The sequence below is a fragment of the Noviherbaspirillum massiliense JC206 genome, assembly GCF_000312045.1.
Classification (GTDB): domain Bacteria; phylum Pseudomonadota; class Gammaproteobacteria; order Burkholderiales; family Burkholderiaceae_D; genus Noviherbaspirillum; species Noviherbaspirillum massiliense.
The window spans coordinates 2,487,842-2,512,615 of record NZ_HE978634.1; the positions used below are offsets into that span (position 1 = coordinate 2,487,842).

Sequence of the window (24,774 nt, forward strand, 5' to 3'; positions counted from 1 at the left end):
TTTTAGAATTACTGGATTTCTGATAATTCGAATATGTGGAAGAAATTCGTTGTTTCAAGAAGCGGTCAAGCCGCTCATGCCTTCCCTTGCGCCACTGTCACCAGGGCAGGCCGCAACAAGCGGTCGGCGATCATATAACCTTTCTGCAGGACCGACACGATGGTATTGGCTTCCTGTTCGGCAGGCACGGTCGAGATCGCCTGGTGCTTCATCGGATCGAGTTTTTCGCCCGGTACCGGATTCACCTCTGCCAGACGATTGCGCTCAAAAGCGCTGTTCAATTGCTTCAGGGTCATCTCGACCCCTTCCTTCAGTGATTCGACTGAGGGCTTGTCCAGTTTCAGCGCCATTTCCAGGCTATCCTTTACCGGTACCAGCGCCTCGGCAAAATTTTCAATGGCGAATTTGTGCGCCTTCGCGACGTCTTCCTGGGCACGGCGCCGAACGTTTTCGGTTTCGGCTTTTGCACGCAAGAATGCATCCTGCATTTCCCGGGCCTTGGCTTCGGCCGCTGCGAGCTTTTCTTCCAGATCAGAAGCAGGAACGTTTTGTGCGGCCTCTTGCGCCACTCCGTTTTCCTGTGCCTGGCCAGCTTGTTCAGCTTGCTCCTGCATTTTTGGTTGGTCTTGCATCACGAAAATCTCCACACAGTCAATGGCTTGAAATCAAAACACTCAATATAAGTAGGGTCGGGTATCGGCTTTTCAAGTCCTGCCGGACAAGAAACTTACTCCTCCAGCAATTAGTTGTTTAAATGAAACCGCCGACCTGGATAGCCTCTACGCAATTGTTTGTTACAGACTTTACGCAGTCTGGAACTTCATTTTTCTCGGTGAGGCACTACCATGTAGATATGAATTTGACTTCGAAGTACAAGGGAAACCTCATGAAACTGCCCTTGATATCTGCATCGGTGATTGTCTATACATTGCTGGCGGTTGTCTGGATTTGCTATGCCGAGTTCAGCCGGATCACGACTTTCAGCGCTCCATTTTTGCATCAGTGAATCTCGTATAGCACTTCTTGCCCGAGCAAGCTCACAGGCAACACGTTCCACAGATATCACCTCTCTCTGAATCAACGCGGTGCTCCCAATTGCACCGCGCGGGTTCGCGCAAGTTCTGATTCTGCTTTCCGCTTTTCCCCGGTATCTGGATTCGTCCTGGTTGGCCAACCCGACATATGCCGTTCCGCAATATTGGACAGGGCGGCGATCCAGCGGGGAGATTCATTCAGGCAGGGAATATAGTGGAATTGTTTTCCACCGGCAGTCAGAAAAGCGTGCTTGCCTTCGATGGCAATCTCTTCCAGTGTTTCCAGGCAATCCGCAACGAATCCGGGGCAAACGACATCGACCCGCCCCACTCCATTCTTTGCCAGCGTTTCCAAGGTAGGCGCGGTATAAGGTTGGAGCCATTCCGCCCTTCCCAGCCGCGACTGGAAAGTGACGACGTACTGCCCCTCCGCGAGCTGCAGGCGCTCGGCAACCAGGCGGGCAGTTTTCTGGCATTCGCAATGATAGGGATCTCCCAGCAGCAAGCTGCGCTTGGGCAATCCGTGGAAGCTCATGACTAGCTGGTCCGGGCGTCCGTGCATGCCCCAGTAATCTCGGATGGATGCTGCCAGCGCGTCAACATAGCCCTCATCATCGTGGTAATGCTTGACCAGCCTTAATTCGGGAACATTACGCACCCAGCGCAAGTGGTCTTGCACCACATCGAAGATGGAAGCGCTCGTCGTCGCCGAATACTGCGGATAGGCGGGCAGCACCAGGATGCGGTCGCAGCCCTCGGATTTGAGCTGCTGCAGGACGCCAGGCAGAGATGGCGCACCGTACCGCATGGCATGAACGACCTGCACCTCATGCCCCTGCTCCCCAAGATAGCCGCGCAAGAGCAATGCCTGCTTTTCGGTATGCACCTTCAGCGGCGAGCCCTCATCGGTCCAGATGGAAGCGTATTTCCTTGCGGATTGCCGGGAACGGAAGGGCAGGATCAGGCCATGCAGGATGAACCACCACACGGCTTTCGGGATTTCCACGACGCGCGGGTCGGACAGGAACTCTTTCAGATAACGCCGTACGGCCGGCGCGGTTGGCGCCTCCGGGGTCCCGAGATTCGCCAGCACGATGGCCGTTCGCGCGACCGTGCCATGGGTGTATGGGGGCTCTGGAAGGAAGCGCATGCTATCAGGTCTGTCGATGTATTGTCGTCGGTTGGCTGTCTGCGCGGACAGGCGTTTCCCGCACTGCCCTGCCGGTGTTCACGATGCCAGCAACTCGCGTGCGTGCTTGCGGGTGGTCGCCGTGATTTCGAGTCCGCCGAGCATCCGTGCCACCTCTTCAATCCTGGCCTTGGCATCCAGCGCATCGATGCGCGACACCGTCTTGCCGTCCTTGGTGCTCTGCTTGCTGACCTGGAAGTGCTGGTTGGCCTGGCTGGCCACCTGCGGCAAGTGCGTCACGCACAATACCTGGCGATCCTGGCCGAGCCGCTTGAGCAAGCGCCCGACGACTTCGGCCACTGCGCCGCCGATACCGCTGTCGACTTCGTCGAAAATCAGGGTCGGCGTGGCAGTCGCGCTTGAGGTAATGACCGAAATCGCCAGCGAGATGCGGGCCAGTTCGCCGCCAGACGCCACCTTTGCCAGCGGGCGCGGCGCCGTACCGGCATGGCCGGCGACCAGGAATTCCACGTGTTCCAGGCCGTAAGCGGCCGGCTCGCATGGATTCAGTACCACTTCGAAACGCCCGCCCGCCATGCTCAGATCCTGCATCGCATCCGTGACTGCGCGGCTGAGTGACTTGGCAGCCTTGGTGCGCGCAGCCGACAGCTTCTGCGCCAGGCTCATGTAATGCGCCTTCAGCTTTTCCTCCTGCGCGCGCAAGGCATCCAGATCGCTGGCATCGGCCAGCTGGCGCAGTTGGGCTGACAGCGTCGCCATCTCCTGCGGCAGGTCTTCCGGCTGCACCCGAAACTTGCGCGCGGTGGAATGGATGGCTTCCAGGCGTGCCTCGACTTCATGCAGACGCTCCGGATCCAGTTCCACCCGGCCCAGGTAATCGTTCAGGGAATAGACTGCTTCCTGAAGCTGAATTCGGGCCGGCTCCAGCGCTTCCAGCACCGGCTTCAGCCCGGCATCGATGTCGGCCAGCTTGTCCAGCTTCTGGGTCAGGGTGGAAAGCCGCGACAGCATCGGATCGTCCGACTCGGAAATCGCGTCCAGGGCTTCCTGCGCACCTTCGATCAGGCTGGCAGCATGCGACAAGCGGCTGTGCTCGTTGCTGATCTCCGCCCATTCGCCAGGCTTGACCGCCAGCTTTTCGAGTTCGCCGACCTGCCATTCCAGGCGCTCGCGCTCCAGCAATACATTCCTGGCATTGGTCTCGAACTCTTCACGCTGCTTTGCGAGCGCCCGCCAAGCCTTGTAGGCTGCGGCCACTGCGCGCGCCTCGTCCTGCAAACCAGCCTGGCCATCAAGGAGCATCCGCTGCGCATCTGCTTTCAGCAAAGACTGGTGGGCATGCTGGCCATGGATGTCGACCAGCATTTCCCCCAATTCGCGCAATTGGGCCGCAGTTGCCGCGATGCCGTTGATGAAGGCTTTCGAACGGCCCGCATTGTCGATCACCCGGCGCAGCAGCACCCCGCCTTCATCAGCGTTGAATTCATGAGCGGCAAGCCAGGCCTCGATTTCATCGCTGGCCGCAAATTCTGCGGTGATGTCGGTTTTGAGCGCGCCTTCGCGCACCACGCTCGCATCGCCGCGTCCGCCCAGGGCAAGCGCCAGCGCATCGATCAGGATCGACTTGCCCGCGCCTGTTTCACCGGTGAAAACAGTGAAACCCGGCGCGAATTCGAGTTCGATGGTATCGACAATGACAAAATCGCGTATGGAAAGTGAACGCAGCATGATGGAATGTTTTATTTCTCAGGCAAGCAAGTCGCTGTTCATTTCAGACATCTAGGACGGAAAGGCGGGCTATTTTAACTGCCCTTCCACCGAAGGATATTCATGCCAGTGCAGTTTTTCCCGCAGGGTGTCGTAATAACTCCAGCCCAGGGGATGGAGGAAGGTAATCGTATGGGCGGAGCGTTGGACCACAATACGGTCACGGTGCTGCAGGCTGGTCAGGGATTGCATGTCGAAATTCGCGCTCACTTCGCGTCCGCCGCGGATTTCGATCACGATCTTGCTGGAATCGGGAACGACGATCGGCCGGTTCGACAGCGCATGCGGCGCAATCGGCACCAGGACCAGACCATTCAGGCGCGGATGCAGCAAAGGGCCGCCGGCAGACAGCGAATAGGCCGTGGAACCTGTCGGCGTAGCAACAATCAAACCGTCCGAGCGCTGGTTGTACATGAAGCGGCCATCGACTTCCACTTGCAATTCCACCATGCCGGAAGTCGGTCCGCGCGATACGACCACGTCGTTAAAGGCGAGCGCATGGAAAATCGGATTACCGTCGCGGATCACGGAAGCTTCGAGCAGGCTGCGCTGCTCGGATTCGAGCTTGCCACTCAACATCTCGGTCAGAACCGGGATCATGACGTCCTGTGAAATATCCGTCATGAAGCCGAGGCGCCCTTGGTTGATGCCGATCAATGGCACATTGTATGGCGCCAACTGGCGTGCGATACCAAGCATGGTACCGTCGCCGCCAACCACGATGGCCACATCCGCCTTCCGGCCGATTTCCACCGGTGCCATCGCCACGATATTGCTGAGGCCGATATTGCGCGCCGTTTCGCTCTCGAAAACGACGTCATAACCAGACTTGCTTAAAAAATCGGCAATCTCGGCCAGGGACTGGTCAATGCCCGCGGCCATATACTTGCCGACAATGGCAATAGTCTTGAAAGCAGGCGGCGCGGCATGTGGTATGGAGGGCAACATGCTGCAGATTAGACCATAATTTGACTGTCTATCACAGGTTACTGGCAACGAAGCGGTCCAACCCTATTTGAATGTCTTGCAGATGGCACCCATCAAGGCAGTTTTTTTCGATCTAGACGACACGCTCTGGCCCATCGTGCCCGTCATCCAGCGCGCCGAAACCATCCTGTACGAATGGCTGACGCGGCATGCACCGAATGTCGCCAGGCGTTTCGATATCGATGTCCTGCGGGAAAGAAGAAAGGCATTGATGGCAACGGATCCGGTGTACCAGCTTGACCTGCGGGCGCTGCGCCGCGCCGGACTGCTCGAAGCCTTTCACAGTGCCGGGGAAGATGTGACCCTGGTCGATGCGGCAATGGAAATCTTTTCAAAGGCACGCAATGAAGTGATGCTCTTCGACGACGTGCATCCCATCCTCGCACGCCTGCGGCAACGCGTAGCGCTTGGCTCGATTTCGAACGGCGTTGCCGATCTCGACGCCATCGGCCTGGCGCCCTACTTCCGGACTTCGCTTGCCGCCCACCGCTTCGGCCTTGCCAAGCCGGATCCGGCCATCTTCCGCGCCGCTTGCGATGCCCTGAACGTGGCACCAGCCGAAGCCGTTTATGTCGGCGACGACCCGGTGCTGGACGTTGAAGGAGCACAGAAGGCAGGTTTGCATGGCGTCTGGCTCAACCGGCCGGGCGTTGAACCTCTGAAAACCTTGCCTGACCATATACGACCGGATGGGGTTTGCGCCAGCCTGCATGAGCTTGATCACTGGCTGGGCAACCGGCTGGTAAAAAGCTGATAACAATCAAATGGATAAATGACGTTGCGAGCGAACATTGCTGGCGCCGCCCGCTGCTGCTCGCATAGAATACCGGTATGCAACTCGATACTCGCGCTCAGACATTGCTGAAAGCCCTGGTTGAACGGTATATCGCCGATGGCCAACCAGTGGGCTCACGTGCACTCTCGAAGATATCCGGCCTGGAACTGTCGCCTGCGACGATACGCAACATCATGGCCGATCTCGAAGAGATGGGTTTGGTTGCCAGTCCGCATACATCGGCGGGAAGGGTGCCGACCCCGCGCGGCTACCGTCTTTTCGTCGACACTCTCCTGACGGTGCAGCCGATCGATGAAACCACGGTGGAATCCAAGCTCCAGCCCAGGCTGCAAAAGCATTCCCCGCAGAAGATCATCGCCAATGCAGCGCAGACATTGTCGTCGCTGTCGCAATTCGCCGGCGTGGTGATGACGCCCAGGCACGAATCGGTGTTCCAGCAGATCGAATTCCTGCGCCTGTCGGAAAGGCGCATCCTGCTGGTGATCGTCTCGCCCAATGGCGAAGTGCACAACCGGTTGCTGCTAACTGAAGTGGACTACACGCCTTCCCAGCTGACACAGGCTGCCAATTACATCAACCAGCAGTACAAGGGTTTCACCTTCGAGGATGTGCGCGCCAGGCTGCAGAACGAACTGCAGCAATTACGCGACGACATGACGCGCCTGCTGCAGGCGGCGGTCGAAGCGGGCAGCGACGCGATGGCCGAGAATGCCGATGAAGTGGTGATTTCCGGCGAACGCAATCTGCTGAGCGTAAGCGACCTGTCTTCCAACATGACGTCCCTGCGCAGGCTGTTCGACATGCTCGAACAGAAGACCAGCCTGATGCAGTTGCTCGATGTTTCAAGCAAGGCCACGGGCGTCCAGATTTTCATCGGCGGCGAATCGCAGCTGGTGCCGCTGGATGATATGAGCGTGGTGACCGCGCCTTATGAAGCGAATGGAAGAATCGTCGGGACCCTGGGCGTGATCGGACCGACACGCATGGCTTATGAACGGGTCATACCGATCGTCGATATCACGGCGAAACTGCTGTCGAATGCGTTGAGCCAGTAGGCAGGAATATCCGGCAGGCGGAAATGCAGCTTAGCGTCGATGCGGACAATTGACTTTCGTGCAATGCCCGTATAGCGCCAGAGCATGCTCGGCAATGGTGAAGCCGCGCTCGTTGGCGACTTTCTGCTGGCGCTTCTCGATTTCGTCATCAAAAAACTCCTCCACCCGCCCGCAATCCAGGCACACCAGATGGTCGTGATGCGAACCTTCGTTCAGTTCGAAGACGGCCTTGCCGGTTTCAAAATGATTGCGGTGCAATAGCCCGGCCTGCTCGAACTGCGTCAGCACCCGATAGACCGTGGCAAGACCGACATCCATGTTTTCAGTCAACAGGATCTTGTACACGTCTTCGGCGCTCAGGTGCCGCACTGCGCTGTTCTGGAAAATCTCGAGAATCTTGAGTCTGGGCAGCGTGGCTTTGAGTCCGCTGGCTTTCAGTTCGGAAGGATTGCTAGGCATGTCAATGGTCAGTATGCGATTATCTGCTTTATCATATAGCGTTTTGCCACAATTGCCCAACCAACCGAGACGTCTCATGCGAATGTTGTTCCCCCGCCCTGATCGCGCGCCAGCCTTTGTCGGCATCCTCTGCGTCAGCCTCGCCTGCCTTGCAGGCTGCGCATCGAAGAATCCGCTGATCGACGAAACGGGCAATGCAGCTCCGTCCCAGGCCCAAGCCGCGGAAGCGCAGGCAGACGGAGGTTCCACTGAATTGAGCGGCATGCACACCACCCGCCCCAAGGGCGTGCAAAAATTGTTCGGCATCCTGTCGCCTTACCGCATTGATATCCAGCAGGGCAACTTCGTGTCCCAGGAAATGGTCGCGCAACTGAAGGAAGGCATGCGCCGTCCGGAAGGCATGACGCGCGAACAGGTGCGTTTCGTCATGGGCACGCCGCTGCTGACCGACATTTTCCATGCGGACCGCTGGGATTACGCGTTCCGCCTGAAAAAGGGCAGCGGCGAAATCATCTCCAGCCATGTCGCCGTATTTTTCGACAATAACCGGCTGGTGCGTATCGAAGGCGGGTCCCTGCCCACCGAGAAGGTTTACCTCGACCTGATCGCCGGCGGCACGCCGCAGGCAAGTTCCGCGGAATCCAAGTAACCCAAAGAAGCTCGCATGAATCGAATGAAAATTGCCATCGCAGGAGCATCCGGCCGCATGGGCCGCATGCTGATCGAAACCGTCCTGAACGCGGAGGATGCAACACTGGCCGGCGCGCTCGACGTTCCCGGCGCGCCCAGCATCGGCAGCGATGCCGCCGCCTTCCTCGGCAAGCCGGCAGGGGTGGCCATCGAGTCCGACCTCGCCAAGGGGCTGGGCAATGCGGAATATCTGATCGATTTCACGCGGCCGGAAGGCACGCTGAAGCATCTCGAATACTGCGCTGCGCATGGCATCAAGATGATCATCGGCACCACCGGCTTCGACGAGGCGGGCAAGGCCGCGATCGCCGCAGCCGCAAAGAAGACGGCAATCGTGTTCGCGCCCAATATGAGCGTGGGCGTCAACGTCACCATGAAGCTGCTGGAGATGGCCGCCAAGAGCTTCTCCCACGGCTATGACATTGAAATCATCGAAGCGCATCACCGCCACAAGGTGGACGCACCCTCCGGCACCGCCATCAAGATGGGTGAAGTCATTGCCCATGCACTTGGCCGCGACCTGAAGGATGTGGCAGTCTATGCACGCGAAGGCGTGACCGGGGAGCGTGATCCTTCCTCCATCGGCTTTGCCACCATTCGCGGCGGCGACATCGTCGGTGACCATACCGTGCTGTTTGCAGGCATCGGCGAGCGCATCGAGATCACCCACAAGTCCGCCAGCCGGGTCACTTATGCACACGGCAGCCTGCGCGCGGCGCGCTTCCTCGCCAACAAGAAGACTGGCCTGTACGACATGCAGGATGTGCTCGGGCTTCACTGACCGGGACGACAAACCAGACCGTCCCGGTGCGCTGCATGGAATCCATTCCGCGCATCGCTGCCATCGCCGCCACACTATTGCTGCATCTCGGCTTGGTGGCGGTGGCCCGGCATGAATTGATCCGTCGGAACGAATCACCCCAGGCCCTGCCGGTCGTGGTCGAACTCCTCCCGCCGCCGGCTCCACCACACAACACCACTCCTCCCGCGCCATTGCCACCGGCGCCCGCTCCTGCGGAATCCGAAAAACAAGCCGCCGAAGCCAAGCCTTCCACCAGGCCCAGGACAAAGCCCCGTGCCGCGGCGGCGCCGCGAAAAAGGGAAAATCCTCTTCCCAAGCCGAAAGACGATTCCACCGGCGCGGCGGCCCCGCTTCCTGCGCCCGCGACCGCGCCTGCTGCACCTTCCACCTCGTCCGCATCAGCCGAGCCTGTCGCGCCGCCAACAGCACCCGCCGCCCCGACTGCAGCGCCTGCTTCCCCAAGCAGAACCGGCGTATCGATCCCGGCCAGCTATGCGACCAGCAACCGCAAGCCCGATTATCCTGCGCTATCGCGCCGCTATGGCGAACAGGGAACGGTCGTGCTGCGGGTGCTGGTGCAGGCCGATGGCACGGCCGGGAAAGTCGAAATAAAAACGTCCAGCGGCTATCCTCTTCTGGATGAATCGGCATTGAATGCGGTGCGGACCTGGCGCTTCCATCCCGCGACCAGCGACGGAAAGCCGGTGGCAGAGTGGTATCAGCTTGCCATTCCGTTTAAACTTCAGAACTGATTCATTTCCTACTGACACCATGAACCAGACACTCGGATTCGCACATTACTGGGCACAAGGCGATGCGGTATCGCATGCGGTTGCCTACCTGCTCCTGGCAATGTCTGTCATCAGCTGGTACTACATCTTTTCGAAAGCCTGGAGTTCCTGGCGCATTCGCAGGAGTGCGGGCGCGCTGGAACATTTCTGGAAGGCGCCGACGCTTGCCGATGCGATCGCGGTGGTGAAAAAGGCCGACAGCGAAAACGTCTATACGCCGCTGGCCACCCAAAGCGCCGAAGCCGCCAGCCTGAAGGAGCAGGCCGGTTCGCTCAATGCCGGCATCGACCTGGGCGAACTGATCACCCGCACCCTGCGCCAGGAAATCAACCGGGTGTCTTCCCGGCTCGAAAATGGCCTGACGCTTCTGGCTTCGGTCGGCTCGACCGCGCCTTTCGTCGGCCTGTTCGGCACTGTATGGGGGATCTATCATGCGCTGGTGGCGGTCTCGACTGCAGGCACGGTACAGATCGACAAGGTGGCGGGGCCGGTGGGCGAAGCGCTGATCATGACCGCACTCGGACTGGTGGTGGCGATTCCGGCAGTGCTCGCCTACAACGCCTTCACCCGGGTTAACCGGGTGACGCTGGCGGAGCTCGATGCCTTTGCGCATGACCTGCATGCATACCTGACCACCGGCGCGCGCGTCGGCAAATAAATTCGGCAAACAGGAGCAGCCATGGCCTTCGGCGGATTCGACGACAACAAGCAGCCGGCACCGATGTCGGAGATCAACGTCACGCCGATGGTGGATGTGATGCTGGTGCTGCTGGTGATCTTCATCATTACCGCGCCACTGTTTACTCATGCCATCAGGCTGGATTTGCCGACTGCACAATCCGCGCCGGCGCCGGAAAAGCCGGAAACGATTTCCCTGTCGATCGATGGCGAGGGCAAAATTTTCTGGAACAACGACGCAATCCAGCAACAGGACCTGGATGCGCGGCTGGCCACTGCTGCCCAGCAGACCCCGCAGCCGGAACTGCAGCTGCGCGCCGACAAGTCGACCCGCTATGAAATCATCGCCCAGGTCATGGCCGCTGCCCAGAACAGCGGCATGAGCAAGATGGGCTTTGTCACCGAACCGCGGGAAACTCCACCAAAGCAATAAGCTTCCGCCGATGCCCACCGCCCACCTGAACGGCCAGTCGATCACCGACTGGGATTCCTTCCATACCGAATCGAAGAAGGCATTCGGCTTCCCGGATTTTTACGGGCGCAACATGGATGCCTGGATCGATTGCCTGAGCTACCTGCGCGACGATGACGGGATGGCAAGCTTCCGGCTGGCGGAGAACGAAGTCCTGCGCATCGAGGTCACGGATGCCGAGAGTGTGCGCCAGCGTGCGCCCGACATCCTTGCCGAGCTGGCGCTGTGCGTCGATGTCATCAACGAGCGCTATGCAGATTACGGCGAACAGCCGGCGCTGGAGCTGGTGCTGCGCTGAGCCGGCCGTCTTTCCCTGCCGAAATCGCGGCGCTATAGGAGTGGGCGAAACAGTATAATCACGGGTTCGCATCCACTTTTCGCTCCATTCGTCATGCAAGAGAAATTTATCCCCGGCGACGTCGAGAAATCGGCGCAGGCACACTGGCAAGCCATCGACGCCTACAAGACCGTCGAAAACGCAAAAGACAAGGCCGGCCGCGACAAGAAGAAGTTCTACGCCTGCTCCATGCTGCCCTACCCGTCCGGCAAGCTGCACATGGGCCACGTGCGCAACTACACCATCAACGACATGATGGCGCGCTTCCTTCGCATGAACGGCTACAACGTGCTGATGCCGATGGGCTGGGATGCCTTCGGCTTGCCGGCGGAAAATGCGGCGTTGAAAAACGGCGTACCGCCCGCGAAGTGGACCTACGACAACATTGCCTACATGAAGAAGCAGATGCAGGCGATGGGACTGGCGATCGACTGGTCGCGCGAAATCGCCACCTGCGATCCGAGCTATTACAAGTGGAACCAGTGGCTGTTCCTGAAGATGCTGGAAAAAGGCATCGCCTACCGCAAGACCCAGATCGTGAACTGGGATCCGGTTGACCAGACGGTGCTCGCCAATGAACAGGTGATCGACGGCCGTGGCTGGCGCACCGGCGCAGTGGTCGAAAAGCGCGAGATCCCCGGCTATTACCTGAAGATCACCGATTATGCGGAAGAATTGCTCGACCATGTGGTGAACAAGCTGCCGGGCTGGCCGGAACGAGTGCGCGTGATGCAGGAAAACTGGATCGGCAAGAGCGAAGGCGTGCGCTTCGCCTTCCCGCACGATATCCGCGATGCAGACGGCCAGCTGATCCAGGACGGCAGGCTCTACGTCTTCACTACCCGCGCCGACACCATCATGGGCGTCACCTTCTGCGCGGTCGCACCGGAACACCCGCTGGCCACGCATGCCGCGGCAACGAATCCTAAACTCGCCGCCTTCATCGAGGAATGCAAGCGCGGCGGCACCACCGAGGCCGAACTCGCGCTGAAAGAAAAGGAAGGCATGCCGACCGGCCTGTTCGTCACGCATCCTCTGACCGGTGAAAAGGTCGAAGTGTGGGTCGGCAACTATGTGCTGATCACCTACGGCGACGGCGCAGTGATGGGCGTGCCGGCGCATGACGAACGCGACTTTGCCTTCGCGAAGAAATACCAGCTGCCGATCAAGCAGGTGGTGGCGGTGCAGGGCGAAACCTACTCCACCGACGCCTGGCAGGAATGGTATGCCGACAAGCAGCGCGGCGTGACCATTCATTCCGGCGCCTACGACGGCCTGAACTACAAGGCAGCGGTGGACAAGATCGCCGCCGACCTCGCCGCCAAGGGGCTGGGCGAAAAGAAAACCACCTGGCGCCTGCGCGACTGGGGCATTTCCCGCCAGCGCTACTGGGGCACGCCGATCCCGATCATCCATTGCGAATCCTGCGGGCCAGTGCCGGTTCCGGAAAAGGACTTGCCGGTGGTACTGCCGCAGGATTGCGTGCCGGACGGCAGCGGCAATCCGCTGAACAAGCGCGAGGACTTCCTGCGCTGCGACTGCCCGCAATGCGGCAAGCCGGCGCGGCGCGAAACCGACACCATGGATACCTTCGTCGACTCGTCCTGGTACTTCATGCGCTACTGCGATCCGAAGAACAGCGAGAAGATGGTGGACGGCGGCACCGATTACTGGATGCCGATGGACCAGTACATCGGCGGCATCGAGCATGCCATCCTGCACCTGCTGTATGCCCGCTTCTGGACCAAGGTCATGCGCGACCTCGGACTGGTGAAGATCGACGAACCCTTCGTCAACCTGCTCACCCAGGGCATGGTGCTCAACCACATCTATTCGCGCCGCACGCCGCAGGGCGGCATCGAGTACTTCTGGCCGCAGGACGTCGAGAATGTCTATGACGACGGCGGCCGCATCATCGGCGCGAAGCTGAAGAAGGATGGCTCGGAAGTCACCTACGAAGGCGTGGGCACGATGTCGAAGTCGAAGAACAACGGCGTCGACCCGCAGGAACTGATCAACCAGTACGGCGCCGATACCGCCCGCCTGTTCGTGATGTTCGCCGCTCCGCCGGAGCAGACCCTGGAATGGAACGATGCCGGCGTCGAAGGCGCGCACCGTTTCCTGCGCCGCGTCTGGGCCTATGCGCATGGACAGGAAACGCGTGTCGCCGCCTCCTCGGAGATCGATTTCTCGGAACTGCCGGAGCCGCACAAGGCCTTGCGCCGCGAGATCCACAAGATCCTGCAGCAGGCCGATCACGACTTCCGCCGCATCCAGTACAACACCGTGGTTTCCGCCTGCATGAAGATGCTGAACACGCTGGAAGGCGCCAAGCTGGAAGACTCGGCGCAAACCAATGGAGTGATCGCGGAAGCCTTCTCCATCTTTCTGCGTGTGCTGTATCCGGTGGCGCCGCACATCGCCCACGTGCTGTGGCAAGAACTCGGCTTTGCAGTGGCCTTCGGCGACATTCTCGATGCGCCCTGGCCGCAGGTCGATCCGGCTGCGCTGGAACAGGCGGAAATCGAGCTGATGGTACAAGTCAACGGCAAGCTGCGCGGTAGCGTGAAGGTGCCCAAGGATGCCGACAAGGCCGCCATCGAAGCGGCGGCGCTGGCGAACGAGAACGTGAAGAAATTCGTCGAAGGCACGCCGAAGAAAGTGATCATCGTGCCGGGCAAGCTGATCAACATCGTCGCCTAATTCATGCAGGGAGTGCAGATGCCTAACAAACGCCAATTTCTGTTCGCGCTAGCCGCCGCGGCGGCGGTCACTCTGACCAGCTGCGGCTTCCAGCTGCGCGGATCGAATGGCCAGACCGGCCTTCCCTTCAAGACGATCTACGTCAATGCGCCGGAAACGTCGACGCTCGGCGCGCAACTGAAGCGTTACATCCGCGTCAGCGGCAACACCGAAGTAGTGAGCGATCCCAAGTCTGCGGAAGCAGTGCTCGACCTGTTGTCGGAGGGCCGGGACAAGGCCGTTCTTTCCAAGAACACCCAGGGGCGCATCCGCGAATACACGATTTTCTACAAGGTGCGCTTTCGCGTCCGGGACGGCGGCAACAAGGATTTGCTGGCGCCCACCGACATCACGCTCAAGCGCGATCTCAGCTTCAATGAATCGCAGGTGATGGCGAAGGAAGCGGAAGAGGAATTGCTGTATCGCGACATGCAGTCCGACATGGTGCAGCAGATCCTGCGCCGCATGGTCGCGCTCAACCCCGCCTGAGGACAAATCGTGCAGCTGCGGCCGGATGCCCTCGACGCCCATCTCGGGAAAACGCTCGCGCCGCTGTACGTGATCACCAGCGACGAGCACCTGCTTGCGCTGGAAGTCGCCGACAAGATCCGCAAGGCGGCGCGGGCACAGGGTTTTTCCGAGCGCGAAGTGCTGGTCGTCGAGCGCAGTTTCAAATGGAGCGAACTGCTTGCCGCGAACCAGTCGCAATCCCTGTTCGGCGACCGCAAGCTGATTGAATTGCGCATTCCTACCGGAAAACCCGGCAAGGATGGCGCGCAGGCGCTGCAGGAATATGCGGCAGCGCTCCATCCGGACAATGTAACGTTGATCGCCCTGCCGAAACTGGATTGGGCGGCACAGAAAACCGCCTGGGTGGCGGCGCTGCAGCAGGCGGGCGTCTACATCGACATCCCGCTGGTGGAACGCGCCCAGCTGCCGGCCTGGATCGGCATGCGACTGGCGGCACAAAACCAGAACGCAGACAGGCAAAGCCTCGATTTCATTGCCGACCGGGTCGAAGGCAACCTGCTGGCTGCCCATCAGGAAATCCAGAAGCTGGCGCTGCTCTATCCCGAAGGCAAGCTCGGCTTCGAGCAGGTACAGGATGCGGTGCTCAATGTGGCGCGCTATGATGTGTTCAAGCTGAATGAAGCCATGCTCGCCGGCGACGCAGCGCGCCTGGTGCGAATGATCGAAGGCTTGAAGGGCGAAGGCGAGGCGTTGCCGCTGGTGCTGTGGGCGATGGCGGAAGAAATCCGCACCCTCCTGAAGCTGAAGTCGGGTCTTGCCCAGGGACGTGCACTCGGCATGCTGCTGAAGGAATACCGGATCTGGGGCCCGCGCGAACGCCTGATGGAACCGGCGCTGAGCCGCCTGCCATTGTCGACGCTGGAAGCCGCGCTGCAGGAAGCAGCGCAAATCGATAAGATGGTCAAGGGCTTGCGTGCGAAGGCGTTTGCGGGCGATCCCTGGGATGCGCTGCTGCAGCTGGGCCTGAAGATCGCATCGGCATAGAACCGAAACCGCATCACTCTCTTTTTGATTTCACCATCATGGACATTAAGCACTACATGAATGAAGTCGGCCAGCGCGCCCGCAAGGCATCGCGCGCCATGGCCAAGGCCGACACCAGCGCCAAGAACCGGGCGCTGACCCTGATTGCGGCGGCGATCCGGCGCGACGCCGACGCACTGCGCGCAGCCAACCAGAAGGACCTGGAAGCAGCGCGCGCCAACGGCCTGGCCGATGCCATGCTGGACCGCCTCACCCTGTCCGACAAGGCGATCGCCACCATGGCCGAAGGCCTGGAACAGATCGCATCCCTGCCCGATCCCATCGGTGAAATCTCGAACATGAAATACCGCCCGACCGGCATCCAGGTCGGGCAGATGCGCGTGCCGCTGGGCGTGATCGGCATCATTTACGAAGCCCGCCCGAACGTGACGGTCGACGCCGCCGGCCTGTGCATCAAGAGCGGCAATGCGACCATCCTGCGCGGCGGCTCGGAAGCGATCCATTGCAACCAGGCGCTGGCGAAGCTGGTGAAGGAAGGCCTTGCGGGCGCCGGTCTGCCGGAAGATGCGGTGCAGATCATCGAAACCACCGACCGCGCCGCCGTCGGCGAACTGATCACCATGCCGCAGTATGTGGACGTGATCGTGCCGCGCGGAGGCAAGGGCTTGATCGAGCGCCTGATGAAGGAATCCAAGGTGCCGATGATCAAGCACCTCGACGGCATCTGCCATGTCTACATCGACGACAAGGCCGACATCGACAAGGCCCTGAAGGTTGCCTTCAATGCGAAGTGCCATCGCTACGGCACCTGCAACACCATGGAAACCCTGCTGGTGGCGCGTGCGATCGCGCCCCAGGTATTGCCGAAGCTGGCTGAGCTGTATGGCGCGAAGGAAGTGGAGCTGCGCGGCGACGAGGAAGCGCTCAGGATCCTGGCCGGCTACCCGCGCCTTGCCGCAGCCACCGAGGAAGACTGGCGCACTGAATACCTCGCGCCCATCCTCGCCGTGCGCATCGTCGACGACGTCGGGCAGGCCATCGAACACATCAACAGCTATTCGTCGCAGCATACCGATTCCATCGTCACCGAGGACTACAGCCGCGCCATGCGCTTCCTGCGCGAGGTGGATTCCGCCTCAGTGATGGTGAATGCGTCGACGCGCTTTGCCGATGGCTTCGAATACGGACTCGGCGCCGAGATCGGCATTTCCAACGACAAGCTGCATGCACGCGGCCCGGTCGGTTTGGAAGGATTGACCTCGCTGAAATACGTCGTGTTCGGGCACGGCGAAGTACGGCAGTGAATGTCCCTTCCCGTTCACGGGAAGGGAAACATCAGCCAACGAAACCAATAATCATGCTCTGGGCCAAATCGCTCCATATCGTATTCGTCGCCTCCTGGTTTGCCGGCCTCTTTTACCTGCCGCGAATTTTCGTGAACCTGGCGATGGAAAAGGATGAGGCCGCCACGGCGCGCCTGCTGCTGATGGCGCGCAAGCTGTATCGCTTCATGACCATGCTGGCCATACCCGCGCTGATCTTCGGGCTCTGGCTGTGGCTGGGCTACGGCATTGGCAAAGGTCCCGGCAATGGATGGCTGCATGCGAAGCTCGCCGTGGTCGTGCTGCTGATCGGCTATCACCATGCCTGCGGCAGCCTGCTGCGCAAATTCGAAAGCGGCAGCAACCGGCACAGCCACCGCTGGTACCGCTGGTTCAATGAATTTCCCGTACTCGCCCTGCTGGCCGCCGTCGTGCTGGTGGTCGTCAAACCTTTCTGATCCATTCCCGGGAGCCTCACTTGGCCAAGACATGCACCTACTTCTTCACGCCGCAGTCGCCGTTCGCCTACCTGGGCCATGAGCGTTTCGTCGCGCTTGCGCGGAAATACGGCGTGCAGGTCGAGGTCAAGCCCTGCGACCTGGGCAAGATTCTGCCGATTTCGGGCGGACTGCCGCTTTCCAAGCGCGCGCCGCAACGCCAGACCTACCGGCTGGCTGAACTGAAGCGCTGGAGCGAATTCCTGAACATTCCACTGAACCCGCAGCCGAAATTCTTCCCGGTGCCCGGCGATCCGGCGGCGAAGCTGATCATCGCCACTCGCCTCGCGCATGGCACCGATGCTGCGCTGAAAGTGACCGGCGGCGTCATGCGCGCCGTCTGGGCCGAAGAGCGGAATATCGGCGACCCCGATACCCTCGCCGCGATCGCACAGGAAGCCGGTTACGACGGCAAGGCCCTGCTGAAGTCATCGGAAACCGCCAGCGTGCAGGCGGAATACGACCGCTACACCGAGGAAGCAATCGCCGCCAATGTATTCGGCGCGCCCTGGTATGTGGTCGATGGCGAAGGATTCTGGGGCCAGGACCGGCTGGATTTCGTCGAGCGGGCGTTGGCGAAGTAATTTGTTTTTAGCGGGAGCGCCGTTCTGACGGCGCTCCCGTCATCGTGTTGTCACTACGGATAAAGGGTTCCCCATGTCACATTCCTACTTTTGCCCCTGCCCGCGCGGTCTTGAAGCGGCGCTTGCCGAAGAGCTCGGCGAAATTGCGCAGCACGGCAAAACCCTGCAAGTTCACAACCAGGTCCCGGGCGGAGTCCACTGCTCCGGCACGCTGGCAGATGCCTACCGCATCAACCTGCATTCCCGCATCGCTTCGCGCGTCCTGCTGCGCATTGCCCAAGGTAGCTATGTCAATGAGAACGACATCTACGACCTCGCGCTGGCCCAGCCCTGGGAAGAATGGTTCGATGTCAACCACACCATCCGCGTCGATCTCACCGCGATCAAGTCGCCGCTGAAAAGCCTGGAATTCACCACGCTCAAGATCAAGGACGGCGTGTGCGACCGCTTCCGCGACCTGTATTCGAAGCGCCCTTCGGTCAACACCCGCACGCCGGACATGCGCATCTTCGGCTTCCTCGATGCGCGCAACTTTACGCTGTATCTCGATACTTCCGGCGAGGCGCTGTTCAAACGCGGCTGGCGCCAGGAAACCGGCGATGCGCCGCTGCGCGAAAACCTGGCAGCCGGCCTGCTGCGCGTCGCCGGCTGGAAGCCGGGCACCGTCCTGTTCGATCCGATGTGCGGCTCGGGCACCATCCTGATCGAAGCCGCGCAAATCCTTGCCGGCATCCCGCCGGGCGCGCGCCGTCGCTTCGCCTTCGAAAAATTCCTCGCGTTCAAGCAGGATGAATGGCTGGCGATCAAGGGGAGCTTCAAGCCCAATCCCCTGCCAACCGAGCCGAGCATTTTCGGCAGCGACATTTCGGGCGACATGATCGCCATGACGCGCAACAATCTGCTCAATGCCGGCATCCAGTTCGAGGTGCCACTGAAACAGATCGAAGCGCAGGAAGTGAAGCCGCCGACCGACGCTCCGGGCATCATGCTCACCAATCCGCCCTATGGCGAACGAATCGGCGTGCGCGGCGACCGCAGCCAGCCCGCGGATGAAATGGCCACTGCCTTCTACAGCGCCTTCGGCACTACCCTGAAGCAGCGCTTCGCCGGTTGGAAAGTGTTCCTGTTCACCGCCGACCTCAGCCTGCCCAAGCTTGTGCGATTGAAGGAATCGCGCAAGACGCCCTTCTTCAATGGCGCGCTGGAATGCCGGCTGTTCCGCTTCGATATGGTGGCGGGATTCAACCGGCGCGAGGAAGCCAGGCCGAAGCAGGTTTAAAGCGGATTTACCGGAATTGCGGGAAAGAGGATGCGGGCTATTTGACGCGCCGCTTTTCCAGCTTGCGCGCAAGCGTGCGGCGATGCATCCCGAGGCGGCGCGCCGTTTCCGAAATATTGAAGCCCGTCTCCCTCAGCACTTCATGGATGCGCTCCCATTCGAGCGTCTTGATCGAGGTCGCGCGGTTGGTAAGTTCGATATCGGTATTTCCGGCGACATGGCCGAAGGCTGCCTCGATGTCATCGGTGTTGGAAGGCTTGGCCAGATACTGGCAGGCGCCCAGCTTGATCGCCTCGACCGCCGTATTGATGCTGGCGAAGCCGGTAAGAACTACGATCAGCATGTCCGGGGCATGCTGGTGCAGCATTTGCACACAAGCCAGGCCGGACGTGTTGTCGCTGAGCTTGAGGTCGACCACAGCATGGGTCGGCGCATGCTCCGTAAGTAACGCGGCCACCTCGTCGATATTCTCCGCCAGCAGCACCTCATAGCCGCGTCGCTCGAATGAGCGGCCGAGCGTGCGGGCGAAAGCCGCATCGTCTTCGACGATCAGCAGCAGGCGGTCAGAGCCCATGTCCTTCTTCCCTTTCGAGCGCGATCGCTGACAGGGGCAGGGTAAGCTGGACAGCCGCCCCGCCCTCCGGGCGATTGCTCGCAGTTACGGTACCGCCGAGCTTGCGCGCGACATTCACTACCAGGAACAATCCCAGTCCGGCCCCGGGACGCCTCTTGGTCGACTGATAGGGTTTGCCGAAATGCTCGAGCATCGACGGCAGGAAACCGGGGCCGGCGTCCGTCACCAGCAGTTTCAGCGAACCGTCCTCGCGGATCGCTTCGAGCTTCACCCATTGGGGCGAGGCTTCGAGCGCATTGTCGAGCACATTGAAAATCATTTGCTTCAGGGCAGAGTCGAATGCGACCGGAAGATCGTCCTGAATCCGGTTCTCGTAGACGAATGAAGGAATCGGCCTGCTGGATCGCCATTCTTCGGCCAGATCATTCAGAAACGTGACGATCGTGGTCTTCACCGAAGATTCGCCGCGCGCTTCACCCGCCGACAGAAGAATACCGCTGACAATGGTCTTGCAGCGCTGCAGTTGTGCCTGCATCTCGGTGATTTCTTCCTGCAGCTCGGGATTCCTGCTGAATTCCGGCATGCGTCGCCAGTCACCCAGAATGACGGAAAGCGTCGCCAGCGGAGTGCCGAGTTCGTGCGCGGCACCCGAGGCCAGCAGGCCCATACGCACGATATGTTCTTCCTCGGCCGCGCGCTGCCGAAGGTAAGCGAGCTGGGCGTCGCCCGCGCGCAGGTTGCGGGTGATGCGGGTGATGAAGAAAACCAGCAAGGAAGCATTGAGCACGAAGCAAATCAGCAAGCCCTGCACATACAGGTCGGAAAAGCTGTGCCCTTGTTCGTGGGGCAATACCAGGGGCATGGAAAACTGCGACAGGACGGCCAGGCAGAGGGCCGTAATCAGGACTATCGTCCATGTGGACCAAGGTTTGAGCAGAACGGCGCTGAGAATGACCTGCAGCAGGTACAGGAATGCGAATGGATTGGCCGCGCCACCGCTGAAATACAGCTGTGCCGTAAGGCTGCCCACATCGACCAGCAGCGCGGAAAACAGGCGCGTGTTGGAAACGGTGCTCTGCTCGTGCCAGCGCAGATGGCTGCTGATGTTGTAGGCGATGAGGCATGCCAGCACGGCAAGCATTTGCGGCAGCGGCAGGCGGATGTCAAACACCAGGACGACGATGGCAATCGTCGTAACTTGCCCGAAGACGGCAAGCCAGCGCAGTTGGATCAACTGCAGCATGTTGTTGTGGCCGGCAGTGTTTTCAATCTTCTCGGTCGCGGGCCATTGCTCTTTGACGCCTTCCCGATTCGCGGCAGTTTCCATTTTGCTTGGCATCGTTACTTTCCGGTTCGACAGGTTCAGTACCGGTGCACCGTGTCATTGCCGCAGCCTGCGCTCCTCGCGCGCGATCCAAAGGCCTGCACCGGCCACCATCAAGGCGAGAGCATACCAAGTAAGCGCATAGACCAAGTGACTGTTGTGAAAGGAGATGACGGTCAGGCCACTGATCGGATAGTCGGGTGCGCCTCCCGACTTGCCGGCCGCAGGCGCCTTGGCATCTGCATCGACGAAGTACGGCGCGACGCGGGACAGGCCACGGGCCGCCGCAATCGCCTGGACATCGCGGGAATACCACCGGTTGGCAGCAGGGTCATTGTGGTGGAGAAAGGCGCCGCCGGGCTCGCTCATGCGCACCAGCCCGGTCACGACGGACTCGGACTGTCCGGGGCCTCGCAGATTGCCGGTTGCGCTGCCGGGGTCATCGCGGACTTGATCGGACGCACCGGAAGGAACGAAGCCACGGTTGACCAGCACGATGCTGTCATCGGCCATGCGAAGCGGCGTCAGCAGCCAGTAGCCGCCGCCATATTCGGTGGAGGCCTGAACCCGGGTCGTGAGTGGATAAAGGAAGGTGCCGGCTACCCGTACGTGGCGGTATTCGTCGGCTTGGGCATTGATTCGCGACCAGTCGGCGGGACCCGGAGCGGGCACGGGCGCGGCATGCACCCGCTGGTTGACGCGTTCAATGAGTGCGAGTTTCCATTGGAGACGATAGAGCTGCCAGGTGCCAAGAGCGACAAAACCCGCAAACGCCAGCGCCAGGCAGACCGCCAGCGCGACCAGCCTGGACAAGGAGCGCGCGCGCGGCTCGGCTTCCTGCATGGAGGTCGAACCGCTGTGCTGCTCCTGCCGGTCCGTCATTGCATGTTGTGCATCTGGTGCATGGTTTCGGGCATCATGCCCGGCATCATGTTGTGATTGAGATGGTACATGACCCATAAGGAGCCACTCAGTACGATAACCACCAGCACGACTGTAAAGATGAGGGCAAGCATGTTCCAGCCGCCTTCGGATTTCGTGTTCATATGCAGGAAATAGACCATGTGAACAACGATTTGCACGGCGGCAAAGCCAAGAATGACCATTGCCGTGGTGCTGGACTTGTCGAACACCTTGCCCATCACCAGCCAGAACGGAATGGCGGTCAGGATTACCGACAGGATGAAACCGATGACATAGCTTTTCAGGCTGCCATGGTCGGCATGATCCTCGTGCTCATGATGGCCGTGATCGGCGCTATGGTTCGAATGGGTGTGATGTTCGCTCATGGCAAGACTCCCATCAGATAAACAAAGGTGAAGACGCCGATCCAGATGACGTCCAGGAAGTGCCAGAACATGGAAAGGCACATCAGGCGACGGCGGTTTTCGGGAATCAATCCGTGCCGCTTGAGCTGGAACATCAGCGTGACCAGCCAGATGATGCCGAAGCTCACGTGCAGGCCGTGCGTGCCGACCAGGGCAAAGAAGGATGTCATGAAGGCGCTGCGCTGCGGGCCGGCACCTTCATGGATCAGGTGCATGAACTCGGTCAATTCGAGGGCGATGAAGCCCGCGCCGAGCAGGCCGGTGATGCCCAGCCACAGCAAGGTAGTGCCGAGCTTCTTGCGCTGCGACTCCAGCATCGCAAAGCCGTAGGTGATCGACGACAGCAGCAGCAGCGCCGTGTTGACTGCCACCAGCGGCAGGTCGAACAGTTCGGCGCCCGAGGGGCCGCCTGCGTAGTTGCGTCCCAGGACCGCATAGGCGGCGAACAGGCATGCAAATACCAGGCAGTCGCTCATCAGGTAGAGCCAGAAACCGAGCAGGGTACTGTTTTCCGGATGGTGCTCGCGCACGTAGTAGCGCTCGCTCGATGCAGCGCTCAGTGCGTTAACAGAGGTTGCAGTGATGTCAGACATAGCTTTCCAGTAATCGGGTGCGATCCTTCTCGGTTCGGACAACTTGCTCGGCCGGGATGTAATAGTCGCGTTTGTAATTAAAGGTGTGGATGACGACGGCGGCCATCATCGCAGCAAAGCCGAGGCCGGCCACCAGCCACATCTGCCAGATCAGGGCGAATCCGACGACCGCGCTCAGTGCGGCGATCACGAATCCGGCAGCCGTATTCTTCGGCATGTGGATCGGAACGAAGCCCTGCAGCGGCCGGCTGTAGCCGTTCTTCTTCATGTCGGTCCAGGCGTCGTTGTCATAGACGCGCGGCGTGAACGCGAAGTTGTAGTCCGGCGGCGGCGAGGACGTCGACCATTCCAGCGTACGGCCGTCCCACGGATCGCCGGTCACGTCGCGCAGTTCGTTGCGGCGCTTGAAGCTGACATAGAACTGGATCAGCATCGAGGCAATACCCAGCGCGATCAGTACCGCGCCGAACGCAGCGATCTGGAACCAGATCTGCAGCGAAGTATCCTCGAAGTGGCTCATGCGGCGCGTCACGCCCATCAGGCCCAGCACATACAACGGCATGAAGGCGAGATAGAAGCCGATGACCCAGAACCAGAACGAGCACTTGCCCCAGAAGACGTCGAGCTTGTAACCGAAGGCTTTCGGGAACCAGTAGTTGATCGCGGCAAACACGCCGAACACCACGCCGCCGATGATCACGTTATGGAAGTGCGCGATCAGGAACAGGCTGTTGTGCAGCACGAAGTCAGCCGGCGGTACCGCCAGCAGCACTCCCGTCATGCCGCCGATCACGAAGGTGATCATGAAGGCAACGGTCCACATCATCGGCAGCTCGAAGCGGATACGGCCGCGATACATGGTGAACAGCCAGTTGAAGATCTTGGCGCCGGTCGGAATCGAGATGATCATCGTCGTGATGCCAAAGAACGAGTTCACGCTCGCGCCGGACCCCATCGTAAAGAAGTGGTGCAGCCAGACCAGGTAGGACAGGACCATGATCACCGCGGTCGCGTACACCATCGAGGTGTAGCCGAACAGGCGCTTGCCGCAGAAGGTCGCAACCACTTCGGAGAAGACGCCGAACACCGGCAGGATCAGGATGTACACCTCAGGGTGGCCCCAGATCCAGATCAGGTTCACGTACAGCATCGGGTTGCCGCCCAGGTCGTTGGTGAAGAAGTTCGAGCCGAAGACGCGGTCCATGGACAGCATCGCCAGCACGGCGGTCAGCACCGGGAAGGTCACGACGATCAGGATGTTGGTGCACAGGGCGGTCCAGGTGAACACCGGCATCTTCATCAGGCTCATGCCGGGTGCACGCATCTTGACGATGGTCGCAATCAGGTTCACCCCGGACAGCAAGGTTCCCACCCCGGCAATCTGCAAGGACCAGATGTAGTAATCGACCCCCACATCCGGACTGAGCTGCAATCCCGACAAGGGCGCGTAGGCGAGCCAGCCGGTACGCGCATATTCGCCGACGAACAGCGAGACCATCGTCAGCGCCGCGCCACAGGCGGTCATCCAGAAGCTGAAATTGTTCAGGAACGGGAAAGACACGTCGCGCGCGCCGATCTGCAGCGGCACGACATAGTTCATCAGGCCGGTCACGAACGGCATCGCGACGAAGAAGATCATGATCACGCCGTGTGCCGTGAAGATCTGGTCGTAGTGGTGCGGCGGCAGGTAGCCGGTGGCGTCGCCAAAGGCAACCGCCTGCTGGGCACGCATCATGAGCGCGTCGGCAAAGCCGCGCAGCAGCATCACCAGGCCCAGTATCATGTACATGATGCCGATTTTTTTGTGGTCGATGCTGGTGATCCAGTCACGCCACAGGGGGCCCCAGAGGCGGAAACGCGTCAGCGCGGCGAGGACCACCACGCCGCCGATCGCCACCATGGCAAAAGTCGCAATCAGGATGGGCTCATGATATGGAATGGCATCCCAGCCCAGCCGGCCGAAGATGAGCTTCGTCAGGTTAATTTGGTCTAGCATCG

Annotated in this window: 26 protein-coding genes; 15 read left to right on the forward strand and 11 right to left on the reverse strand. The window is 60.3% G+C overall.

All coding sequences use genetic code 11. From position 1 onward, the window contains the following. Nucleotides 1–74 precede the first annotated feature (74 nt). From grpE to HGHM_RS12245, 4 genes are all read right to left on the reverse strand, one after another. Entirely contained in the window at nucleotides 75–632 is a 558-nt protein-coding gene (gene grpE / locus HGHM_RS12225; RefSeq protein WP_026075960.1) for a nucleotide exchange factor GrpE, read from the reverse strand. A gap of 445 nt (nucleotides 633–1,077) precedes the next feature. Beyond that, complete coding sequence (gene hemH, locus HGHM_RS12235; protein ID WP_019141823.1) at nucleotides 1,078–2,184, reverse strand: ferrochelatase; 1,107 nt, start codon at nucleotides 2,182–2,184, stop codon at nucleotides 1,078–1,080. Nucleotides 2,185–2,262: 78 nt separating this feature from the next. Then, entirely contained in the window at nucleotides 2,263–3,912 is a 1,650-nt protein-coding gene (recN, locus tag HGHM_RS12240) for a DNA repair protein RecN (RefSeq protein WP_019141824.1), read from the reverse strand. 69 nt (nucleotides 3,913–3,981) lie between these two features. Then, nucleotides 3,982–4,899 carry an NAD kinase gene (locus tag HGHM_RS12245; protein ID WP_019141825.1) on the reverse strand — a complete coding sequence of 306 codons (918 nt, stop codon included), beginning with the start codon at nucleotides 4,897–4,899 and terminating at the stop codon, nucleotides 3,982–3,984. Between the two features lie 82 nt (nucleotides 4,900–4,981). Here HGHM_RS12245 and HGHM_RS12250 point away from each other — a divergent pair, with 82 nt between their 5' ends. After that, the gene (locus HGHM_RS12250) at nucleotides 4,982–5,692 is read left to right on the forward strand and encodes an HAD family hydrolase (RefSeq protein ID WP_019141826.1); all 711 of its coding nucleotides are present in this window, start codon (nucleotides 4,982–4,984) and stop codon (nucleotides 5,690–5,692) included. A gap of 77 nt (nucleotides 5,693–5,769) precedes the next feature. Continuing rightward, nucleotides 5,770–6,789, forward strand: a complete 1,020-nt coding sequence (hrcA, locus tag HGHM_RS12255) for a heat-inducible transcriptional repressor HrcA (protein WP_026075962.1) — start codon at nucleotides 5,770–5,772, stop codon at nucleotides 6,787–6,789. Nucleotides 6,790–6,819: 30 nt separating this feature from the next. On the opposite strand, the gene fur is transcribed toward hrcA, so the two are convergent. Further along, a complete protein-coding gene (fur, locus tag HGHM_RS12260) occupies nucleotides 6,820–7,248 on the reverse strand; it encodes a ferric iron uptake transcriptional regulator (protein WP_019141828.1) in 429 nt (142 codons plus the stop codon). Between the two features lie 76 nt (nucleotides 7,249–7,324). Between fur and HGHM_RS21255 the strand changes: the two genes are divergently transcribed. The 13 genes from HGHM_RS21255 (at nucleotide 7,325) to HGHM_RS12325 (ending at nucleotide 18,957) form a co-directional block, all read left to right on the forward strand. Further along, nucleotides 7,325–7,897, forward strand: coding sequence for an outer membrane protein assembly factor BamE (locus tag HGHM_RS21255; RefSeq protein WP_245549210.1), 573 nt, complete (start codon nucleotides 7,325–7,327; stop codon nucleotides 7,895–7,897). Between the two features lie 15 nt (nucleotides 7,898–7,912). Then, entirely contained in the window at nucleotides 7,913–8,719 is an 807-nt protein-coding gene (gene dapB, locus HGHM_RS12270) for a 4-hydroxy-tetrahydrodipicolinate reductase (RefSeq protein ID WP_026075963.1), read from the forward strand. Between the two features lie 35 nt (nucleotides 8,720–8,754). Then, the gene (locus HGHM_RS12275) at nucleotides 8,755–9,492 is read left to right on the forward strand and encodes an energy transducer TonB (protein WP_019141831.1); all 738 of its coding nucleotides are present in this window, start codon (nucleotides 8,755–8,757) and stop codon (nucleotides 9,490–9,492) included. Between the two features lie 19 nt (nucleotides 9,493–9,511). Beyond that, a complete protein-coding gene (locus tag HGHM_RS12280) occupies nucleotides 9,512–10,189 on the forward strand; it encodes a MotA/TolQ/ExbB proton channel family protein (RefSeq protein WP_019141832.1) in 678 nt (225 codons plus the stop codon). Nucleotides 10,190–10,210: 21 nt separating this feature from the next. Next, nucleotides 10,211–10,642, forward strand: coding sequence for an ExbD/TolR family protein (locus HGHM_RS12285; protein WP_019141833.1), 432 nt, complete (start codon nucleotides 10,211–10,213; stop codon nucleotides 10,640–10,642). A gap of 10 nt (nucleotides 10,643–10,652) precedes the next feature. Next, nucleotides 10,653–10,979 (forward strand): barstar family protein, encoded by a 327-nt coding sequence (locus tag HGHM_RS12290; protein ID WP_019141834.1) that lies wholly within the window; start codon nucleotides 10,653–10,655, stop codon nucleotides 10,977–10,979. Nucleotides 10,980–11,072: 93 nt separating this feature from the next. Next, nucleotides 11,073–13,721, forward strand: a complete 2,649-nt coding sequence (leuS, locus tag HGHM_RS12295) for a leucine--tRNA ligase (RefSeq protein WP_019141835.1) — start codon at nucleotides 11,073–11,075, stop codon at nucleotides 13,719–13,721. Between the two features lie 18 nt (nucleotides 13,722–13,739). Continuing rightward, nucleotides 13,740–14,249 carry an LPS-assembly lipoprotein LptE gene (locus HGHM_RS12300; protein ID WP_019141836.1) on the forward strand — a complete coding sequence of 170 codons (510 nt, stop codon included), beginning with the start codon at nucleotides 13,740–13,742 and terminating at the stop codon, nucleotides 14,247–14,249. Nucleotides 14,250–14,258: 9 nt separating this feature from the next. Further along, a complete protein-coding gene (holA, locus tag HGHM_RS12305) occupies nucleotides 14,259–15,275 on the forward strand; it encodes a DNA polymerase III subunit delta (RefSeq protein WP_019141837.1) in 1,017 nt (338 codons plus the stop codon). Nucleotides 15,276–15,313: 38 nt separating this feature from the next. Next, the gene (locus HGHM_RS12310) at nucleotides 15,314–16,579 is read left to right on the forward strand and encodes a glutamate-5-semialdehyde dehydrogenase (RefSeq protein WP_019141838.1); all 1,266 of its coding nucleotides are present in this window, start codon (nucleotides 15,314–15,316) and stop codon (nucleotides 16,577–16,579) included. A 53-nt stretch (nucleotides 16,580–16,632) separates the two neighbouring features. After that, nucleotides 16,633–17,055, forward strand: a complete 423-nt coding sequence (locus HGHM_RS12315) for a CopD family protein (protein WP_019141839.1) — start codon at nucleotides 16,633–16,635, stop codon at nucleotides 17,053–17,055. Nucleotides 17,056–17,075: 20 nt separating this feature from the next. Continuing rightward, a complete protein-coding gene (locus HGHM_RS12320) occupies nucleotides 17,076–17,678 on the forward strand; it encodes a 2-hydroxychromene-2-carboxylate isomerase (RefSeq protein ID WP_019141840.1) in 603 nt (200 codons plus the stop codon). Nucleotides 17,679–17,751: 73 nt separating this feature from the next. Then, nucleotides 17,752–18,957 (forward strand): THUMP domain-containing class I SAM-dependent RNA methyltransferase, encoded by a 1,206-nt coding sequence (locus HGHM_RS12325; RefSeq protein ID WP_019141841.1) that lies wholly within the window; start codon nucleotides 17,752–17,754, stop codon nucleotides 18,955–18,957. Nucleotides 18,958–18,994: 37 nt separating this feature from the next. Here HGHM_RS12325 and HGHM_RS12330 read toward each other — a convergent pair whose 3' ends face one another. From HGHM_RS12330 to cyoB, 6 genes are read right to left on the reverse strand one after another with little or no spacing between them, the layout of a single operon-like run. Then, nucleotides 18,995–19,531, reverse strand: coding sequence for a response regulator transcription factor (locus HGHM_RS12330; RefSeq protein ID WP_019141842.1), 537 nt, complete (start codon nucleotides 19,529–19,531; stop codon nucleotides 18,995–18,997). Next, on the reverse strand, nucleotides 19,521–20,870 hold the full coding sequence (locus HGHM_RS12335; RefSeq protein WP_019141843.1) for an ATP-binding protein: 1,350 nt from the start codon (nucleotides 20,868–20,870) through the stop codon (nucleotides 19,521–19,523). Before HGHM_RS12335 ends, HGHM_RS12330 begins: the two co-directional genes overlap by 11 nt. A gap of 42 nt (nucleotides 20,871–20,912) precedes the next feature. Next, a complete protein-coding gene (locus HGHM_RS12340) occupies nucleotides 20,913–21,737 on the reverse strand; it encodes an SURF1 family protein (RefSeq protein WP_019141844.1) in 825 nt (274 codons plus the stop codon). Beyond that, complete coding sequence (gene cyoD / locus HGHM_RS12345; protein WP_019141845.1) at nucleotides 21,734–22,144, reverse strand: cytochrome o ubiquinol oxidase subunit IV; 411 nt, start codon at nucleotides 22,142–22,144, stop codon at nucleotides 21,734–21,736. Before cyoD ends, HGHM_RS12340 begins: the two co-directional genes overlap by 4 nt. After that, entirely contained in the window at nucleotides 22,141–22,776 is a 636-nt protein-coding gene (cyoC, locus tag HGHM_RS12350; RefSeq protein WP_019141846.1) for a cytochrome o ubiquinol oxidase subunit III, read from the reverse strand. Before cyoC ends, cyoD begins: the two co-directional genes overlap by 4 nt. Next, the gene (gene cyoB / locus HGHM_RS12355) at nucleotides 22,769–24,772 is read right to left on the reverse strand and encodes a cytochrome o ubiquinol oxidase subunit I (protein WP_019141847.1); all 2,004 of its coding nucleotides are present in this window, start codon (nucleotides 24,770–24,772) and stop codon (nucleotides 22,769–22,771) included. The genes cyoC and cyoB overlap by 8 nt, the downstream gene beginning before the upstream one ends. Nucleotides 24,773–24,774 lie beyond the last annotated feature (2 nt).

Excerpts from the sequence above, each read along its gene's own strand:
- grpE (WP_026075960.1), bottom strand. The coding sequence starts at position 632 with ATGCAAGACCAACCAAAAATGCAGGAGCAAGCTGAACAAGCTGGCCAG.
- hemH (WP_019141823.1), bottom strand. The coding sequence starts at position 2,184 with ATGCGCTTCCTTCCAGAGCCCCCATACACCCATGGCACGGTCGCGCGA.
- recN (WP_019141824.1), bottom strand. The coding sequence starts at position 3,912 with ATGCTGCGTTCACTTTCCATACGCGATTTTGTCATTGTCGATACCATC.
- HGHM_RS12245 (WP_019141825.1), bottom strand. The coding sequence starts at position 4,899 with ATGTTGCCCTCCATACCACATGCCGCGCCGCCTGCTTTCAAGACTATT.
- HGHM_RS12250 (WP_019141826.1), top strand. The coding sequence starts at position 4,982 with ATGGCACCCATCAAGGCAGTTTTTTTCGATCTAGACGACACGCTCTGG.
- hrcA (WP_026075962.1), top strand. The coding sequence starts at position 5,770 with ATGCAACTCGATACTCGCGCTCAGACATTGCTGAAAGCCCTGGTTGAA.
- fur (WP_019141828.1), bottom strand. The coding sequence starts at position 7,248 with ATGCCTAGCAATCCTTCCGAACTGAAAGCCAGCGGACTCAAAGCCACG.
- HGHM_RS21255 (WP_245549210.1), top strand. The coding sequence starts at position 7,325 with ATGCGAATGTTGTTCCCCCGCCCTGATCGCGCGCCAGCCTTTGTCGGC.
- dapB (WP_026075963.1), top strand. The coding sequence starts at position 7,913 with ATGAATCGAATGAAAATTGCCATCGCAGGAGCATCCGGCCGCATGGGC.
- HGHM_RS12275 (WP_019141831.1), top strand. The coding sequence starts at position 8,755 with ATGGAATCCATTCCGCGCATCGCTGCCATCGCCGCCACACTATTGCTG.
- HGHM_RS12280 (WP_019141832.1), top strand. The coding sequence starts at position 9,512 with ATGAACCAGACACTCGGATTCGCACATTACTGGGCACAAGGCGATGCG.
- HGHM_RS12285 (WP_019141833.1), top strand. The coding sequence starts at position 10,211 with ATGGCCTTCGGCGGATTCGACGACAACAAGCAGCCGGCACCGATGTCG.
- HGHM_RS12290 (WP_019141834.1), top strand. The coding sequence starts at position 10,653 with ATGCCCACCGCCCACCTGAACGGCCAGTCGATCACCGACTGGGATTCC.
- leuS (WP_019141835.1), top strand. The coding sequence starts at position 11,073 with ATGCAAGAGAAATTTATCCCCGGCGACGTCGAGAAATCGGCGCAGGCA.
- HGHM_RS12300 (WP_019141836.1), top strand. The coding sequence starts at position 13,740 with ATGCCTAACAAACGCCAATTTCTGTTCGCGCTAGCCGCCGCGGCGGCG.
- HGHM_RS12310 (WP_019141838.1), top strand. The coding sequence starts at position 15,314 with ATGGACATTAAGCACTACATGAATGAAGTCGGCCAGCGCGCCCGCAAG.
- HGHM_RS12315 (WP_019141839.1), top strand. The coding sequence starts at position 16,633 with ATGCTCTGGGCCAAATCGCTCCATATCGTATTCGTCGCCTCCTGGTTT.
- HGHM_RS12325 (WP_019141841.1), top strand. The coding sequence starts at position 17,752 with ATGTCACATTCCTACTTTTGCCCCTGCCCGCGCGGTCTTGAAGCGGCG.
- HGHM_RS12330 (WP_019141842.1), bottom strand. The coding sequence starts at position 19,531 with ATGGGCTCTGACCGCCTGCTGCTGATCGTCGAAGACGATGCGGCTTTC.
- HGHM_RS12335 (WP_019141843.1), bottom strand. The coding sequence starts at position 20,870 with ATGCCAAGCAAAATGGAAACTGCCGCGAATCGGGAAGGCGTCAAAGAG.
- HGHM_RS12340 (WP_019141844.1), bottom strand. The coding sequence starts at position 21,737 with ATGACGGACCGGCAGGAGCAGCACAGCGGTTCGACCTCCATGCAGGAA.
- cyoD (WP_019141845.1), bottom strand. The coding sequence starts at position 22,144 with ATGAGCGAACATCACACCCATTCGAACCATAGCGCCGATCACGGCCAT.
- cyoC (WP_019141846.1), bottom strand. The coding sequence starts at position 22,776 with ATGTCTGACATCACTGCAACCTCTGTTAACGCACTGAGCGCTGCATCG.
- cyoB (WP_019141847.1), bottom strand. The coding sequence starts at position 24,772 with ATGCTAGACCAAATTAACCTGACGAAGCTCATCTTCGGCCGGCTGGGC.